General features: G+C 60.3%; 15 protein-coding genes. 1 reads left to right on the top strand and 14 read right to left on the bottom strand.

Annotation, left to right across the window (positions count from 1 at the left end):
• Positions 1–2: 2 nt before the first annotated feature.
• The 9 genes from DVB37_RS27135 to DVB37_RS27095 all read right to left on the bottom strand — a co-directional run bounded on the left by DVB37_RS27135 (position 3) and on the right by DVB37_RS27095 (position 8,466).
• Complete coding sequence (locus tag DVB37_RS27135; protein WP_162941294.1) at positions 3–965, bottom strand: NAD-dependent epimerase/dehydratase family protein; 963 nt, start codon at positions 963–965, stop codon at positions 3–5.
• A complete protein-coding gene (locus DVB37_RS27130; RefSeq protein ID WP_240434011.1) occupies positions 962–2,206 on the bottom strand; it encodes a glycosyltransferase family 4 protein in 1,245 nt (414 codons plus the stop codon). The genes DVB37_RS27135 and DVB37_RS27130 overlap by 4 nt, the downstream gene beginning before the upstream one ends.
• A complete protein-coding gene (locus DVB37_RS27125; protein WP_120157262.1) occupies positions 2,203–3,249 on the bottom strand; it encodes a glycosyltransferase family 2 protein in 1,047 nt (348 codons plus the stop codon). Before DVB37_RS27125 ends, DVB37_RS27130 begins: the two co-directional genes overlap by 4 nt.
• Complete coding sequence (gene rfbC, locus DVB37_RS27120; protein ID WP_120157261.1) at positions 3,236–3,781, bottom strand: dTDP-4-dehydrorhamnose 3,5-epimerase; 546 nt, start codon at positions 3,779–3,781, stop codon at positions 3,236–3,238. The genes DVB37_RS27125 and rfbC overlap by 14 nt, the downstream gene beginning before the upstream one ends.
• The gene (gene rfbA, locus DVB37_RS27115) at positions 3,781–4,662 is read right to left on the bottom strand and encodes a glucose-1-phosphate thymidylyltransferase RfbA (protein ID WP_120157260.1); all 882 of its coding nucleotides are present in this window, start codon (positions 4,660–4,662) and stop codon (positions 3,781–3,783) included. Before rfbA ends, rfbC begins: the two co-directional genes overlap by 1 nt.
• Positions 4,659–5,555 (bottom strand): dTDP-4-dehydrorhamnose reductase, encoded by an 897-nt coding sequence (rfbD, locus tag DVB37_RS27110; RefSeq protein ID WP_120157259.1) that lies wholly within the window; start codon positions 5,553–5,555, stop codon positions 4,659–4,661. Before rfbD ends, rfbA begins: the two co-directional genes overlap by 4 nt.
• Before the next feature lie 6 nt (positions 5,556–5,561).
• Positions 5,562–6,485 (bottom strand): glycosyltransferase family 2 protein, encoded by a 924-nt coding sequence (locus DVB37_RS27105; RefSeq protein WP_120157258.1) that lies wholly within the window; start codon positions 6,483–6,485, stop codon positions 5,562–5,564.
• A gap of 191 nt (positions 6,486–6,676) precedes the next feature.
• Entirely contained in the window at positions 6,677–7,738 is a 1,062-nt protein-coding gene (gene rfbB / locus DVB37_RS27100) for a dTDP-glucose 4,6-dehydratase (RefSeq protein ID WP_120157257.1), read from the bottom strand.
• 167 nt (positions 7,739–7,905) lie between these two features.
• Positions 7,906–8,466 carry a cob(I)yrinic acid a,c-diamide adenosyltransferase gene (locus tag DVB37_RS27095; RefSeq protein WP_120157256.1) on the bottom strand — a complete coding sequence of 187 codons (561 nt, stop codon included), beginning with the start codon at positions 8,464–8,466 and terminating at the stop codon, positions 7,906–7,908.
• A 208-nt stretch (positions 8,467–8,674) separates the two neighbouring features.
• On the opposite strand from DVB37_RS27095, the gene DVB37_RS27090 reads away from it, so the two are divergent.
• On the top strand, positions 8,675–8,980 hold the full coding sequence (locus DVB37_RS27090) for a copper-binding protein (protein ID WP_006216414.1): 306 nt from the start codon (positions 8,675–8,677) through the stop codon (positions 8,978–8,980).
• Positions 8,981–9,223: 243 nt separating this feature from the next.
• On the opposite strand, the gene hslU is transcribed toward DVB37_RS27090, so the two are convergent.
• The 5 genes from hslU to DVB37_RS27065 form a co-directional block, all read right to left on the bottom strand.
• The gene (gene hslU / locus DVB37_RS27085; RefSeq protein WP_120157255.1) at positions 9,224–10,558 is read right to left on the bottom strand and encodes an ATP-dependent protease ATPase subunit HslU; all 1,335 of its coding nucleotides are present in this window, start codon (positions 10,556–10,558) and stop codon (positions 9,224–9,226) included.
• Positions 10,559–10,638: 80 nt separating this feature from the next.
• The gene (gene hslV / locus DVB37_RS27080; protein ID WP_006216412.1) at positions 10,639–11,178 is read right to left on the bottom strand and encodes an ATP-dependent protease subunit HslV; all 540 of its coding nucleotides are present in this window, start codon (positions 11,176–11,178) and stop codon (positions 10,639–10,641) included.
• Between the two features lie 132 nt (positions 11,179–11,310).
• Positions 11,311–11,775, bottom strand: a complete 465-nt coding sequence (dksA, locus tag DVB37_RS27075; protein ID WP_006216410.1) for an RNA polymerase-binding protein DksA — start codon at positions 11,773–11,775, stop codon at positions 11,311–11,313.
• A gap of 126 nt (positions 11,776–11,901) precedes the next feature.
• Positions 11,902–13,029 carry a GTP-binding protein gene (locus DVB37_RS27070; protein WP_046802983.1) on the bottom strand — a complete coding sequence of 376 codons (1,128 nt, stop codon included), beginning with the start codon at positions 13,027–13,029 and terminating at the stop codon, positions 11,902–11,904.
• A gap of 411 nt (positions 13,030–13,440) precedes the next feature.
• Complete coding sequence (locus tag DVB37_RS27065) at positions 13,441–13,944, bottom strand: Fur family transcriptional regulator (protein WP_046802984.1); 504 nt, start codon at positions 13,942–13,944, stop codon at positions 13,441–13,443.
• Positions 13,945–14,115 lie beyond the last annotated feature (171 nt).

Genomic DNA, 14,115 nt, shown 5'->3' with positions numbered 1-14,115 from the left:
GGTCAGTAAAGGGTTCCGTCTTGATGCTGGGCGATCGCCCATGCCCAGGTCCGTTGCATGCCTTCGTCGAAAGCCGTCTTCGGCGTCCAGCCCAGCTCTTGACTGGCGAGGGTAATGTCGAGGATGCTGCGTGGAACATCGACAGAGCGGCTTGGCGAGAACTTGATTTCCGGCGTGATTCCCGAGACGCGCTTGATGACATCCACTATGTCGAGCAAGCTACGGCCCTGTCCGCCGCCGATATTAAATACGCGCGAAGGGCCATGGTGTTGCACGGCCGCCAGCACGGCGTCAACGACGTCATTGACGTAGACGTAGTCGCGCACCGAACTGCCGTCGCCCCAGATATGAATGGGTTCGTGCGATATGCATTGGTGCATGAACGCGGCGATGACGCCCTGGCTCTTCAGAGCCGTCTGGTAAGGGCCAAAGGGGTTGGCGACGCGCAGCACACGATATTGCAGGCCATGAAGGTACTCGTACAGACCCAGGTACTTTTCGATTGCCAGCTTGGAAATGCCATAGGCGGTGATCGGGTCGGTCGGTGCAGACTCGGGTGTCGGCACCTGCTTCGGCAAACCGTATATCGTGCCCCCGGAAGAGATGAAGATTACGCGCTTCACCCCGGCTTCGCGGCAAGCCTCCAAGAGGCGCAGCGTGGGCGTGACGTTGGACTGCAGGTCTGCAAGCTTGTCGATGTTGGCGCTGGCCGGCGTCGTGGCGTTGACCAAGTGAAAGACCGTGTCGCATCCCGAGATTGCCGTGGCGACGCTGGTGGGCTGCGAAAAGTCGCCCGGAATCCACTCAATATCTGTCAAGGCCGAGGGAAACGACAGGCGCCGGCCAAAGGCGCGTAGCGATGCCACGCGGGGTTTCAGCCCCTGGCACAGATTGGTGCCCAGGAAGCCGCCCGCGCCGAGAACGGCGCAGCGCATCTGCGAGAGTTGTGGCAATGGTTCGGTCAACTGTCGATCCTTGTTTGGAGCCGCGCTGGCGCGGTTCCGGCCAAACCCGACAGAATAGCACCGAGTCGGCGACCCTCTTCGGCCCAGTCTGTCGCTGCGCTGGTCTGGAAGCCGCCGGCCCGCTGGCGTTCGGCAACCTGAGGGTTCTGGAGCAGGTCGCAGATGGCGCCGGACAGCGCAGGGACTGTGGGGCGCTCAAGCCGCGAGTTGCCGTCGTTGAGCAACCACTCGGTATACGGGGCGCGGTTACTGACCACGGGAACCCCGCATGCCATCAGTTCCAGCGGAAGCAATGAAAGATTCGAAAACGACAACACCAGCGCGACATCGCATTGGCAATAGAGTTCGGGCAGGTCTGCGATGTCGACGATGCCCGGATTTTCGTAGGCGAACGGAATTTTGAATTCACTGAGGTCGGCTCCTGCCAACACGACGTGCGTGCTGGGAATTCTCCGTACGACCTCGGCTAGTACTAAGATCCCCAGCTCAAATGACCGGCGAGGCGTATTGGGCCGCGCATAAAAAAACACACGTTTTTGTGCGGGCGCGCTGCGCGGGAGCGGCTTGTACAAATCGCGGTCGTACGAAAACCCAATCGCATGCGTGGGCATGCCGTAATCGCGATGCAGTACATCGGCCAGCCATGAACCGGCGGTGATGCCGGTAAAGCCGAATCGGTAGGTTTCCTCGGCGAAGGTGCTGGCAGAGCCCGACGGGAAGAACCACGGCTCGAAGTCTTGAACGAAATAGCACTTATGAAGCGTGGATTGAAAGTTCCTGACGTCGTACGCGGTGTGCCACGCCGTCGCCAGCGAAATATGCGCAGGGGGAGCATGATCCGAGCCAATGTAGACGCGAGCCGCCAGCGGAAAGAACCAGGATGCGATGTCGCGTTCGACCGCAGCGGGGTCCTGCCCGGGCGCGTCTGTAATGATGAGCCGGCATTCGAAGCCGAGCTGTTCCAGGTAGCGCACGAAACGGAAAATATTCAGGTGACCACCAGAGCCCCGCCCTACCGCCGGTATGAACCAGTTGACGGTATTAGGCGCGGCATCCCCGTTCACAAAGGGTTTGCCGACGGGAGTCTCGAGTACAAACGAAAACTGGCGAAGGATGTCCGACTGCCCCAAGGCTTGACGACGCATCGCCTTGACGGCATGGCGACACATTGGGACTAGACCATGTTGCGTGCGATAACGGTTGGCGGCCTTTAGCAGCTTGGGAATTCGCGCGAGATTCACGACGGCTGCCCCCCCGAATTGGACATAGGCAGCCCGAGCAGCAGGCGCCGATCGCGGGATAGCCAATGCCGCAGTTTCTGAGGCAGCTTGTCTGCGCGAGACCCGAGATAATGGCCTAGTGCACGCGCAAGATTATCCATCGGCATTTTCACAACCAGCGACAGGTGGGTGCGATGCATGCCGATGCGCCGCGCGTAGCGCAGGTCGTTCATGGTATGCGCCACCCAGGTCTTGAGCATATGCGTAAAGCTCCGAGATAATACATATCCAAACAAGCGATACAGCGCATAGGATTCATCGAAACTGCGTTGCAGCTTTTCGATCAGCGCATAGTCGTGTGAATGGTAGACGGCCCCGTCGACGCTATAGGCCTTTTTCCAGCCAGCCTCGACGATATTCTTGGCCCAGATCTGGTCCTCGGCAAAGTCGACGTCGGGGTAAGGGTGCGTCTGCCAGACTGAACGACGCAGCAGTGCGTTGTTGTCAGAAAAGAAATGCAGCCGTTGTCGATACGATTCATCTTGATCGTAGCGGGCGCGGTCGGTCAGTTGCACCACCGGTTCGACGGCGAAGTTGGCGAAGTGTGCTTCCAGGTCCCGCTTGGTATAGGGACTAGCGTTTGGATAGGCAATATGGCGCCCGAAAACGCCAGCGATGCGGGAATCGGCATCAGCCGTCCGCACCATCGCCTGGAGCCAATGTTCGTCCACGGGGAGGGCGTCGTGCGTGATGACGACGGCGTATTCGCCCGTGGTGTTCGCCACTGCAAAGTTGCGCGTTTTGCCGTGGCCGAATTCGGTGGGCTTGATTTGAATCAACCGCACGCGCGGATCCACGAACGTCTGGACGAATTCAACGCTGCCATCTGTGGACCCGGAATCCACAACCAGCACGTCATACGCAAACGACGTCTGCTGCTTGCACACCGCCGCGAGCACCTGCCGGAACACCGGTCCGGGATTTTTCATCGGAATCACGATAGACGCCTTGATGGCGCCTGCAGTAGCGTCCGGATGAGGTGTGGACGATTCAGGGATAGACATGCGCGTCGGCCAGGGATTGTCCTTGCTTATCTTTCACTGAAAGAGTCGGTTCGGTGTCCAGGGGCCATTCAATGTTTAGTTCAGGGTCGTTCCAGGCGATGCAGCGTTCGTGTTCTGGTGCGTAATAGTCCGTCGTCTTGTAGAGGAATTCGGCGGTGTCACTCAGCACCAGGAAACCATGGGCGAAACCTGCTGGCACCCAGAGTTGGTGTTTGTTTTCTTCCGTCAGCATCGCGCCTACCCACTGACCGAACGTCGGGGAGGATTTGCGAATATCCACGGCCACGTCAAAGACGTTTCCTTGCACTACGCGTACGAGCTTGCCCTGCGCCTGCTGGATTTGGTAATGCAGCCCGCGCAGAACGCCCTTCACCGAACGGGAATGATTGTCCTGCACGAACTCGACCTCCATGCCCACGGCTGCTTCAAATGACTTTTGGTTATAGCTTTCGTAGAAGAAACCGCGCGCGTCGCCAAAGACCTTGGGTTCGATCAACAGCACATCGGGAATGGCAAGGGGAGTCGCTTTCATCAATAAACCTTCTCGACAAGCAGGCGTTGCAAATACTTGCCGTACCCGTTCTTGGCCAGCGGCGCGGCCAGAGTTTCAAGCTGCTGCGCGGAGATCCAATTGCGGCGATATGCAATCTCTTCCGGACAAGCGACCTTCAAGCCCTGGCGGTTTTCCAGCGTGGCGATGAATTGGCTGGCTTCCAACAACGATTCGTGGGTGCCGGTGTCCAGCCAAGCATAGCCGCGGCCCATGATTTCCACCGAAAGCTTGCCATGGTGGAGATAAGCGCGGTTCACGTCGGTAATTTCAAGCTCGCCGCGCGGTGAGGGCTTAATGCCCTTGGCTATGTCGACGACGTTGCGGTCATAAAAATAGAGTCCAGTAACGGCGTAGTTCGACTTAGGGGCCTTGGGCTTTTCCTCCAGCGACAGCACTTTGCCATCTTCGTCGAATTCAGCCACGCCATAGCGTTCGGGGTCGTGCACGTGATAGGCGAATACGCTGGCGCCTTCGGCGCGCCCGTTTGCGTTATCCAGCAATTGGTGGAAATCGTGACCGTAATAGATGTTGTCGCCCAGTACGAGGGCCGACACGTCATTGCCGATGAAGTTCTCACCGATGATGAAGGCTTGGGCCAAGCCGTCGGGCGAGGGCTGGACCGCGTATTGCAAGTTCAAGCCCCACTGCGCCCCGTCGCCTAGCAATTGCTGAAATCGCGGCGTATCTTGCGGTGTCGAGATAATGAGAATGTCCTGAATGCCGGCCAACATCAGCGTCGTTAGCGGGTAATAAATCATCGGCTTGTCGAAAACCGGCAGCAATTGTTTGCTGATCGCGAGCGTCGCGGGGTGAAGGCGCGTGCCGGAGCCGCCTGCCAGAATGATGCCTTTGCGTTTCATGTGGGAGTTTCCAGTTTCGTCAATTGATCGATAGCGCGGTCAGTGTGCGAGCTCCAATCGGGCAGTTCTACGCCAAGCGCCAGTTTCAGCGCAGCACTGCTCAACGTGGAATTCTTCGGACGCTGCGCGGCGGTTGGGTAATCAGCAGTACCGATCGCACGTATGTTGTCGGGATTCAGTCTCAGCGCGGCGCCGTTGGCGCGCGCGCGTCCGACGATGTACTTGGCAAAGTCATGCCAGGACGTCGATCCGTTTGCGGTCAGATGGTAAATGCCATTTTCAAGCCGTCCTTGGCGTAGTGCTGCGATGGCTAGCAGTGTGACATCTGCGATCAGCTCGGCGCTGGTCGGCGTTCCGTGCTGGTCAGCTACAACATTTAAAGTGTCGCGATCACGCGCCAGACGCAGCATCGTCTTAAGAAAATTCCCGCCGTGGGCGGAAAAAACCCAGCTTGTGCGGAAAATAAGCGCATCACAGCCCGAAGCCATTATGGCTGCTTCGCCAGCTAGTTTGGTCGCGCCATAAGCATTCCGAGGGTTGGGAGCATCGCCTTCAGTGTACGGGCCATCTTTTTGCCCGTCGAAAACATAATCGGTTGAATAATGCACCAACAATGCTCCGGTTTCTCGCGCGAATTTTGCGATTTCCGCGACGGCGTCCGCGTTTATTCGGCGCGCGGCGCCTCGCTCGCTTTCCGCTTTGTCCACCGCAGTATACGCAGCGGCATTGACGACGACTTGCGGTCTGGCGTGACGTAGTGTCGATGCGAGTACACTCGGATCCGCCAAGTCGCATTCCTCACGGCCAAACGCAGCCACATGGCCCAGCGGCAGCAACGCGCGTTGCAACTCGTGCCCGACTTGCCCATTCTTGCCTAGTAGAACAATCCGCATAGTCGTTCAAATCTTATTGAAGGCGGCCGCTACGAGCAGGCCAAAGTTGCCCAGTGCAGTCTGACGATAGACCCCGGATTTCACCACGCCCACGACCCGACCGACCGGGCCTTTCTTTCTTGCCGCCACGAACCGATTGAACGTCTCGCGGTTCTGCTCTGTCAACTGCGCTTGCAGAGGGGTCAGCATCCGGATGTTACGGTCGTTCCAATCCCGCAGGTGACCGGTAAGCAGCATGCGGATCCGCTCGATGCGCGCACTAAAACTGGCATTTGCCCCGATCAGGTTGCCGCCATGCTGGCGATACAGCAGCGAGGGGCGCGCATCATAGTGCACTCTTCCCCCGCAGGCGCTGATCAACAGGTACACCCACCAGTCATGCGCCACCGCTTCAGGTTGAGGACCTGCGGCAAGCAGTAGCTGGCGGGCCGCGTGGTTGAACACCATGGTGTTGCCTCCCCCAACGTTCTGCGTCAGGGCGTTGGCGAAAGACGGCGGACGCGTGAAAAGCGGCGACTGGCCGATCGGCGCGCCCGATCCATCGACGAGTGCGGTGCGAGTGCAGTACAGTGCCGGAATGCCGGCGGGGATTGAGGCATGCCACTGAGCCGCGCGTTCCAGCTTTTCTGCATGCCAAACGTCATCTTGGTCGGAAAAGGCATAGAGATCCGCCTGGAATTCCGGGTGGCAGGTCAGTGATAGAAAGTTGGCGACAAAACCCTGGCGAGGCCCGTTGAATATCTGGAGCCTGCCCGGCTCCCAGCGGCATTGATAGCGGGCCAGGATGGCGTGCGTGTCATCTTTGGAACCGTCGTCCGAGGCGCAAACGATCCAATCGGTGTGGGTTTGTGCCTCGAAGGAGTCCAACTGCTCAGGCAGATACTGCTGGCCGTCGTAAGTGCACAAGAGAATGGCGACTTTTTGGCTCACTGGGCCACCTGTACTAATACTGATCCATTGGCAAGCCTGGGAAGGCCTGGGAGGCGTGATGGCTGCGGAACGAATTTCCTATTGGAATTTGAGACGTTCCGATTGTTCTCCGAGCATGGAGAACAGGTTGCAGCCGAATAATTAACGGGCAAGCCGCTTTTATTCTCTCGGCTGCAGCCGGTTCAGTCTCATCACGACGAGTATTGGGTGTTGACCCAATTGCGGTACGAGCCGCTGGTCACGTTGGCGACCCAAGCAGCGTTATCCAAATACCACTGGACCGTTTTTCGAATACCCGTTTCGAAGGTTTCGGCCGGGCGCCATCCCAATTCACGTTCCAGTTTCCCGGCATCGATGGCGTAGCGGCGGTCGTGGCCAGGGCGGTCTTTTACGAACGTAACTTGGTCTTTATACGACTTGCCGTCGGCACGCGGGCTGAGTTCATCGAGTAGCGTGCAGAGAGTGCCCACGACGTCCAGATTAGCCTTTTCGTTCCAGCCGCCTACGTTGTAGGTTTCTCCTACGACGCCACCCTCTAATACGCGCCGAATGGCGCTGCAGTGGTCCTTCACGTAGAGCCAGTCACGGATCTGTTGGCCATCGCCGTAAATCGGCAGTGGCTTGCCGGCCAGCGCATTGTGGATAACCAGAGGAATCAGTTTCTCTGGGAAATGATAGGGGCCGTAATTGTTCGAACAGTTGGTTGTCAGTACAGGCAGTCCGTACGTGTGATGGTATGCGCGGACCAGATGGTCACTGGCGGCCTTGCTGGCGGAATACGGGCTGTTGGGCTCATATTGGTTGGTCTCGCGGAATGCGGGATCTTCCATTCCAAGCGAGCCGTAGACTTCGTCGGTCGAAACGTGCAAAAACCGAAAGTCGCGTTTTTCCGGCTCGGGAAGTTCAGACCAGTATGCGCGCACCGCTTCCAGCAGGTGGAAAGTGCCGACGATATTGGTTTGAATAAACTCACCGGGACCATGAATAGACCGGTCCACGTGAGATTCCGCCGCGAAATTCAGGATGGCGCGAGGCCTGTGCTTGGCAAGCAAGCTGGCCACCAGCGCGACATCGCCAATATCGCCTTGCACCAACTGATGGTCAGGGTTTCGCGAGAGCGAAGCCAGATTTTCCGGATTGCCCGCATAGGTGAGCTTGTCCAGTGTGATGACCGATTCGTTGCTCGAGTCGAACCAATCGAGGACAAAATTTGAACCGATGAAGCCGGCCCCGCCGGTGACAATAATACTCATTCTTTTTAGATCCTTGAGCTGTGAGCGCGGTGCGCAAACCCGCTCGATAACCCGCGATTATGCCGCAACTCACCGATGATCACCTACTGCTTGAAACAAAGTGTGCGCTGAAACAGGCGCTTACGTGCGAGAGACGCTCTAAGCGACCCATCTTCCGATCTCACCAGTTACGTCGCCTTACGCGCTTGAGGACTCGTCCAGAACACGTCCCCTTTTCCTTCCGCCTTATTGATACAGCGCGCCAACACAAACAACAGATCCGACAACCGATTCAAATATTGGCGAACCGGCGGGTTGACCGCTTCCACTCCCGCCAACGCCACTACCGCCCGTTCCGCCCTACGGCACACCGTCCGCGCAACATGCGCCTGCGCTGCCGCTCGCGCGCCGCCCGGCAAGATGAATTCCCGTAGCGGGGTCAGGGTGCCGTTGTAGTGCGCCAGGCGCTCGTCCAGTCGCGCGACCTGTTCGTCCTTCACCGCCGTGTGTGCCGGGATGCAGAGCTCGGCGCCCATGTCGAAAAGGTCGTGCTGGATGGCGAGCAGGTCGGCGGCGATTTCTGCCGGGATGGCTTCGCCCAACAATACACCGATGACGCTGTTCAATTCATCTACGTCGCCCAATGCGGCGATGCGCGGCGCGTCTTTGGGGGTGCGGGATCCGTCCCCCAGCCCGGTGGTGCCGTCGTCGCCGGTGCGGGTGGCGATGACGGATAAGCGGTTGGCCATGAAGGTTCCTGAATGGGATAAAGAGAAAGTAGGCGTTGCGTGCGGCGGTAAGCGCGCGCCCGGTGGGGCGGGGGCCGGCAATCAACCGTCAGGATTGTTGCGTTCTGCCGCAGGAACTGTTTCTTAACGGCGGTATCCTAGCACTGTGGAAAGTTGGCCGGGCGCTGTGCCGCCGGAGCAGCTTTCGCTGTCAATGGAGGATGCCTGTATGGCTTTTGACCGCAAATATGCAATGCCCATGGCCGTCGCGACCGCGATGGCTGTTGTATCGCTGGCGACGCCGCTGGCGTTCGCTCAGCAGGCCGACGCCAGCGGCGAAGTGCGGCGGGTGGACCCGGCCGCGGGCAAGGTGACGATCAAGCACGACGAAATCAAGGCGTTGGACTTGCCGGCAATGACGCTGGTGTATGACGCCGACCCGGCGCTGCTGGCCAAGATCAAGGCGGGCGACAAGGTGCGCTTCACGGCGACCCGCAAGGACGGCAAATACGTCGTGACGGCGATCACGAACTGAAGTTGCCTGCTGGGCACTGAGCCAGCTCGGGTATCGACGATCTCGGTTCGAAGCCCAAGCCCGGACCCCGAACTCCGAACTCAGGACCCCGAACTCCGGACCCCGAACTCCGGACCTCGCGGCCCGCAGCTCGCAATCCACAGAGCCCAAAGAAAAAGCCGCTCCCGCCATCAGGCGGCAAGCGGCTTTTTTGCCGGCAAGGTCAGGGGCGCGAACGTGTTGCCAGCCCCCAAGCCCCCCGATTTACAGCACGTAGCGAGCCAGATCCTGGCTGCTGGCGGCTTCGGCCAGTTGCGAGTTGACGTAGGCGGCGTCGATCCTCACGTGCTTGTCCTGGCTTGACGTCGCGTCGAACGACAACTCGTCCAGCAGCTTCTCCATCACCGTGTACAGACGGCGGGCGCCGATGTTCTCGGTGGTTTCGTTGACCTCGTAAGCCAGTTCGGCCAAACGGCGTACGCCTTCATCCGTGAATTCCAGCTGCACGTCTTCCGTCGCCATCAAGGCGGTGTACTGCTTGGTCAGCGACGCGTCCGTGTCGGACAGGATGCGCACGAAGTCTTCGGCGGTCAGCGATTCCAGTTCCACGCGGATCGGGAAACGGCCCTGCAATTCCGGGATCAGATCCGACGGGCGTGCCAGGTGGAACGCGCCGGACGCAATGAACAGGATGTGGTCGGTGCGGACCATGCCGTAGCGCGTGTTGACGGTGGTGCCTTCAACCAGCGGCAGCAGGTCGCGCTGCACGCCTTGGCGCGACACGTCGGCGCCGCCCGATTCCTGGCGCGCGGCGATCTTGTCGATTTCGTCCAGGAAGACGATGCCGTTCTGCTCAACGTTATTGATGGCCACGGTGCGCAGGTCTTCTTCGTTGACGCGCTTGGCGGCTTCTTCGTCGACGATCAGCTTGAAGGCTTCGCGCACCTTCATCTTCTTCGGCTTTTTCTTGTCGCGGGCCATGCCGGCGAACATGCCGCGCAATTGCTCGGCCATTTCTTCCATGCCGGGGGGCGTCATGACGTCCATTTGCGGCACGGCCTGGGCGACCTCGATCTCGATTTCCAGATCGTCGATCTTGCCTTCGCGCAGGCGTTTTCTGAAGGTCTGGCGGGCGCTGTTGTCTTCACCGCGCTCCGGCTCGCCGGAGGCGCCGCGGGCGGGCGGCACCAGGGCGTCCAGGATGCGGTCTTCGGCGGCGTCCTCGGCTTGCGTGCGCACGCGGCGCATTTCGAGTTCGCGCGTTTGCTTGATCGAGTATTCGGTCAGGTCGCGGATGATGGTGTCGACGTCGCGGCCGACATAGCCCACTTCCGTGAACTTGGTGGCTTCGATCTTGATGAAGGGCGCGTTGGCCAACTTGGCCAGGCGGCGCGCGATTTCGGTCTTGCCCACGCCGGTGGGGCCGATCATCAGGATGTTCTTGGGGTGGATTTCGTGGCGCAGGGGTTCAGCCACCTGCTGGCGGCGCCAGCGGTTGCGCAGGGCGACGGCCACCGCGCGCTTGGCGCGGTTCTGGCCGACGATGTATTTGTCGAGTTCGGAGACGATCTCTCCGGGCGTCATGTTGGATGCGGACATGAGGGCGAATCCTTGAAGCTTGAGGCGGGCTGGGGAAGCGGCCACGGCGCGGGGAACACCCCAAGCGCCGTATGGCGGCGTCAGTCGCCCAGCGTTTCGATGACGTGGTTCTGGTTGGTGTAGATGCAGAGGTCGCCGGCGATTTCCAGCGATTGCTTGACGACGGCCTCTGGCGACAATTCGGTATTGCGCAGCAGGGCAAGCGCGGCCGATTGCGCGTAGGCGCCGCCCGATCCGATGGCCGCCAGGCCATGTTCGGGTTCAAGCACGTCGCCGTTACCGGTCAGCACCAGCGTGTGCTCGGTGTCGGCCACGATCAGCATGGCTTCAAGACGGCGCAGGACGCGGTCCGTGCGCCAGTCGCGGGTCAGCTCGACGGCGGCGCGCATCAGGTTGCCCTGATGCTTTTCCAGCTTGGCCTCGAAGCGTTCCTGAAGCGTGAATGCGTCGGCGGTGGCGCCGGCAAAGCCAGCGAGGATTTTGTCGTGATACAGGCGGCGGATCTTGCGGGCCGTGCCCTTGACGACGATGTTGCCCAGGGTGACCTGGCCATCGCCGCCCAGTGCGACGCGGTTGCCGCGGCGCACGCACACGATGGTGGTGGCGTGAAATTGTTCCATGCGTTCCTTCCTTTGAAAGGACTAGCTGGGGGCGGTTCCAAGGAAATCAAGCGCGGTGCGCGACGGCCAATAAAAAAGGCCATGCTGGAAACCAGCATAGCCTTTCAGGGCATGGCGTGAAAACGGGACGGATCAGTCGCCGTACAGCTTTTGGCGCATCTCGCGGCGTTCCTGCGCTTCCAGCGACAGGGTGGCCGTCGGGCGGGCCAACAGGCGCGGGACGCCGATCGGTTCGCCGGTTTCTTCACACCAGCCGTATTCGCCGCTGTCGATGCGGGCGATGGACTGTTGCACCTTTTTCAGCAGCTTGCGCTCGCGATCGCGGGTGCGCAGCTCAAGTGCGTGTTCTTCCTCGATGGTGGCGCGGTCGGCGGGGTCGGGCACGAACTGCGTTTCGCGCAGGTGCTCAGTGGTCTCGCCGGCGTTGGCCAGGATGTCCTGTTCGAGTTGTTTGAGCCGTTCCTTGAAGAAAGCCAACTGGCGTTCGTTCATATAGTCGGACTCGGGCATGGCCAGCAATTCCTTCTCGCTGGGCAGATCAATCGCCGTATCGCTCGTCGACTTGCTTGATTTTTTAGTTGCTGCCTTGGTAGCCATGAAAACACTCCACTATGAATCGATCCTGGCGCGGGCGTCCTTTCCCGGTTGGTGCTGCTTGCTGACTACGTTACTCGTACCTCACAGTACTGCCTTCGTCGCATCGCGTCACGTCGGGAAGGGGGATTACCCCGCCAGGCACTGCTCCAAGCCCCGGGTGAAAATCTCCTGGGGCAGCTTACGTCCAATGAATACCATCTTGGTGGACGGTTTTTCGGCCGCGGTCCACGGCTTGCCGGGTTCGGCGCCCATCATCATGTGCACACCCTGGAACAACATGCGGCGGTTGATGCCCTTCATGTACAGGATGCCCTTGTAGCGCATCAGGTCGGGGCCATAGACCTGCACCACGCCACCCAGGAATTCCTCAAGGCGCGCGGGATCGAACGGCTTGTTGGAACGGAAAACAAACGCGCCGATTTCGTCGTCGTGCTTGGGGTGGTGATGGTGGGCGTGATCGCAATGTGCCCCGCAGTCGCCTTCGTGATCGTGGTCATGGTCGTGACCATGGCCATGATCGTGCCCGTGGTCATGCCCATGGTCGTGGGCGTGGCTGTGGGCGGCGTCGGGGTGCTCATCGGCCAGGAATTCCGGGTCGATGTCCAGAATGGAATTCAGGTTGAAGCCGCTGATGTCGATGATCGACTTCAGGTCGACTTCGCCAAAATTGACCGGCGTGATCGGCGCGCGCGGGTTCATGTGAACCAGGCGGTGGCGCAGCGCTTCGTAGTCGACTTCGTTGACCAGGTCGCGCTTGGAGATCAGGATGCGGTCGGCGAAACCGACTTGCTTCTGGGCTTCGGGTTGCTCGTCCAGCGTGGACATGCCGTGCTTGGCGTCCACCACGGTTACCACCGCATCCAGGCGGTAGTACTCGGCGATGTCGTCGTCCATGAAGAACGTCTGGCACACGGGGCCGGGGTTGGCCATGCCGGTGGTTTCCAGGATGACGCGTTCGAATGTCAGTTCGCCGGCTTCGCGCTTGACGCGCAGCTCGGACAGCGTACGCATCAGGTCGCCACGCACCGTGCAGCAGACGCAGCCGTTGGACAGTTCGATGATTTCTTCATCGCTGTCTTGCACGAGCAGGTCGTTGTCGATGCTTTCCGGTCCGAATTCGTTTTCGATGACCGCTACGCGGCGGCCGTGAAATTCGGTCAGGATGCGTTTGAGCAGGGTGGTCTTGCCCGCACCGAGAAAGCCGGTGAGGATGGTGACGGGAACCATTTTGTCCAAACTGCGCGGGGTGTTCATGGCGAAGCTGCTAGCGTGAAGTCAAGGCTGAAGTCTAGGCATTCAACACAGGCCCTGACAGGGTGTTTTGCCCCGTGCAGGATGGTGTTTGCCACAGGCTGCGTGGGCCGCCAACAGCGGCCGGACGCAGGATTACAGCACAGTCGGGGGCAGGGGGCAAACCCCGGGTCAACCCAGGGGCCGAAGCCCGCCGGATCGCGTCTGTAGCCTGGAAAGTACCCGGCGATATCACTATTTTGGGGCGGTTTTCCGGATTTCAAGAGTCGGTGCGACTTGGTCGCGACCGGCCCTTGTCCGGTGCCTGGCAAATTGGCGTTTCGGCAAGCGGGGGCCTGGCAACGTCGCCACGGACACGGGCGGGCAGACGTGGGCAGCGCGGCATGGCGGCGCGGGCGCCGCGCCGCAGCCGGTTCAATGGTGGTGGTGATGATGGCCGGCGTCAGCGGGTTGCTTTTGCTGGCATTGGGGACAGAGCGCCCGGATCTCGGTTTCTTGTGTGGCCAGGGCGTAGCCCGTTTGGGCGACGCGTTCGGCCAGTTGGCGGCTCATGGCGGGGTCGGACACTTCGGCCACCGCGCCGCAACCGGTGCACACCACCAGCAGGTCGTGGGGCGCGCCGCCGGCGTCGTGGCAGGCGCTCCAGGCGTTGACTGCGTCCAGCCGGTGGATCAGCCCTTCATCCATCAGGAAGTCCAACGCGCGGTACACGGTGGGGGGCGCGGCGCCGGGGTGCACTTCGCGCATCGCGTCCAGCAGCTCGTACGCCTTTAGGCTGCGCCCATGGCGCAGCAGCAGTTCCAGCACCTTGCGGCGGATGGGCGTCAGGCGGCGTCCGCGCTGCTCGCACAGCGTCTCGGCGACGCTGAGCTGGGCGCCTACGGTGTCGCTGCGGGGGGGGCGGGGCGGAGCGGGCATGGCGGACTTTATCTGAATGAAAGACGCGCGCGACGCGCGCGAGATGCCTGGAAGGTAGCAGAAAAGTCGTATATGCGGGCAGCGCTCCCGGAATCAAGCAGATTTAGTTATGATATAACATTGTAAAAATCGCAAGCGCCGCATCTCGCGGCGCATTGCTTTGATTTCGGC

This window comes from Achromobacter sp. B7, assembly GCF_003600685.1.
Lineage (GTDB): Bacteria > Pseudomonadota > Gammaproteobacteria > Burkholderiales > Burkholderiaceae_B > Achromobacter > Achromobacter spanius_B.
This window is presented reverse-complemented; position numbering and strand designations above follow the sequence as displayed.

Coding starts and splice junctions, on each gene's coding strand:
- rfbA (WP_120157260.1), bottom strand. CDS start 4,662: ATGAAACGCAAAGGCATCATTCTGGCAGGCGGCTCCGGCACGCGCCTT.
- DVB37_RS27095 (WP_120157256.1), bottom strand. CDS start 8,466: ATGGCCAACCGCTTATCCGTCATCGCCACCCGCACCGGCGACGACGGC.
- hslV (WP_006216412.1), bottom strand. CDS start 11,178: ATGGAACAATTTCACGCCACCACCATCGTGTGCGTGCGCCGCGGCAAC.
- rfbD (WP_120157259.1), bottom strand. CDS start 5,555: ATGCGGATTGTTCTACTAGGCAAGAATGGGCAAGTCGGGCACGAGTTG.
- rfbC (WP_120157261.1), bottom strand. CDS start 3,781: ATGAAAGCGACTCCCCTTGCCATTCCCGATGTGCTGTTGATCGAACCC.
- hslU (WP_120157255.1), bottom strand. CDS start 10,558: ATGTCCGCATCCAACATGACGCCCGGAGAGATCGTCTCCGAACTCGAC.
- DVB37_RS27090 (WP_006216414.1), top strand. CDS start 8,675: ATGGCTTTTGACCGCAAATATGCAATGCCCATGGCCGTCGCGACCGCG.
- DVB37_RS27070 (WP_046802983.1), bottom strand. CDS start 13,029: ATGAACACCCCGCGCAGTTTGGACAAAATGGTTCCCGTCACCATCCTC.
- DVB37_RS27125 (WP_120157262.1), bottom strand. CDS start 3,249: ATGTCTATCCCTGAATCGTCCACACCTCATCCGGACGCTACTGCAGGC.
- dksA (WP_006216410.1), bottom strand. CDS start 11,775: ATGGCTACCAAGGCAGCAACTAAAAAATCAAGCAAGTCGACGAGCGAT.
- DVB37_RS27065 (WP_046802984.1), bottom strand. CDS start 13,944: ATGCCCGCTCCGCCCCGCCCCCCCCGCAGCGACACCGTAGGCGCCCAG.
- rfbB (WP_120157257.1), bottom strand. CDS start 7,738: ATGAGTATTATTGTCACCGGCGGGGCCGGCTTCATCGGTTCAAATTTT.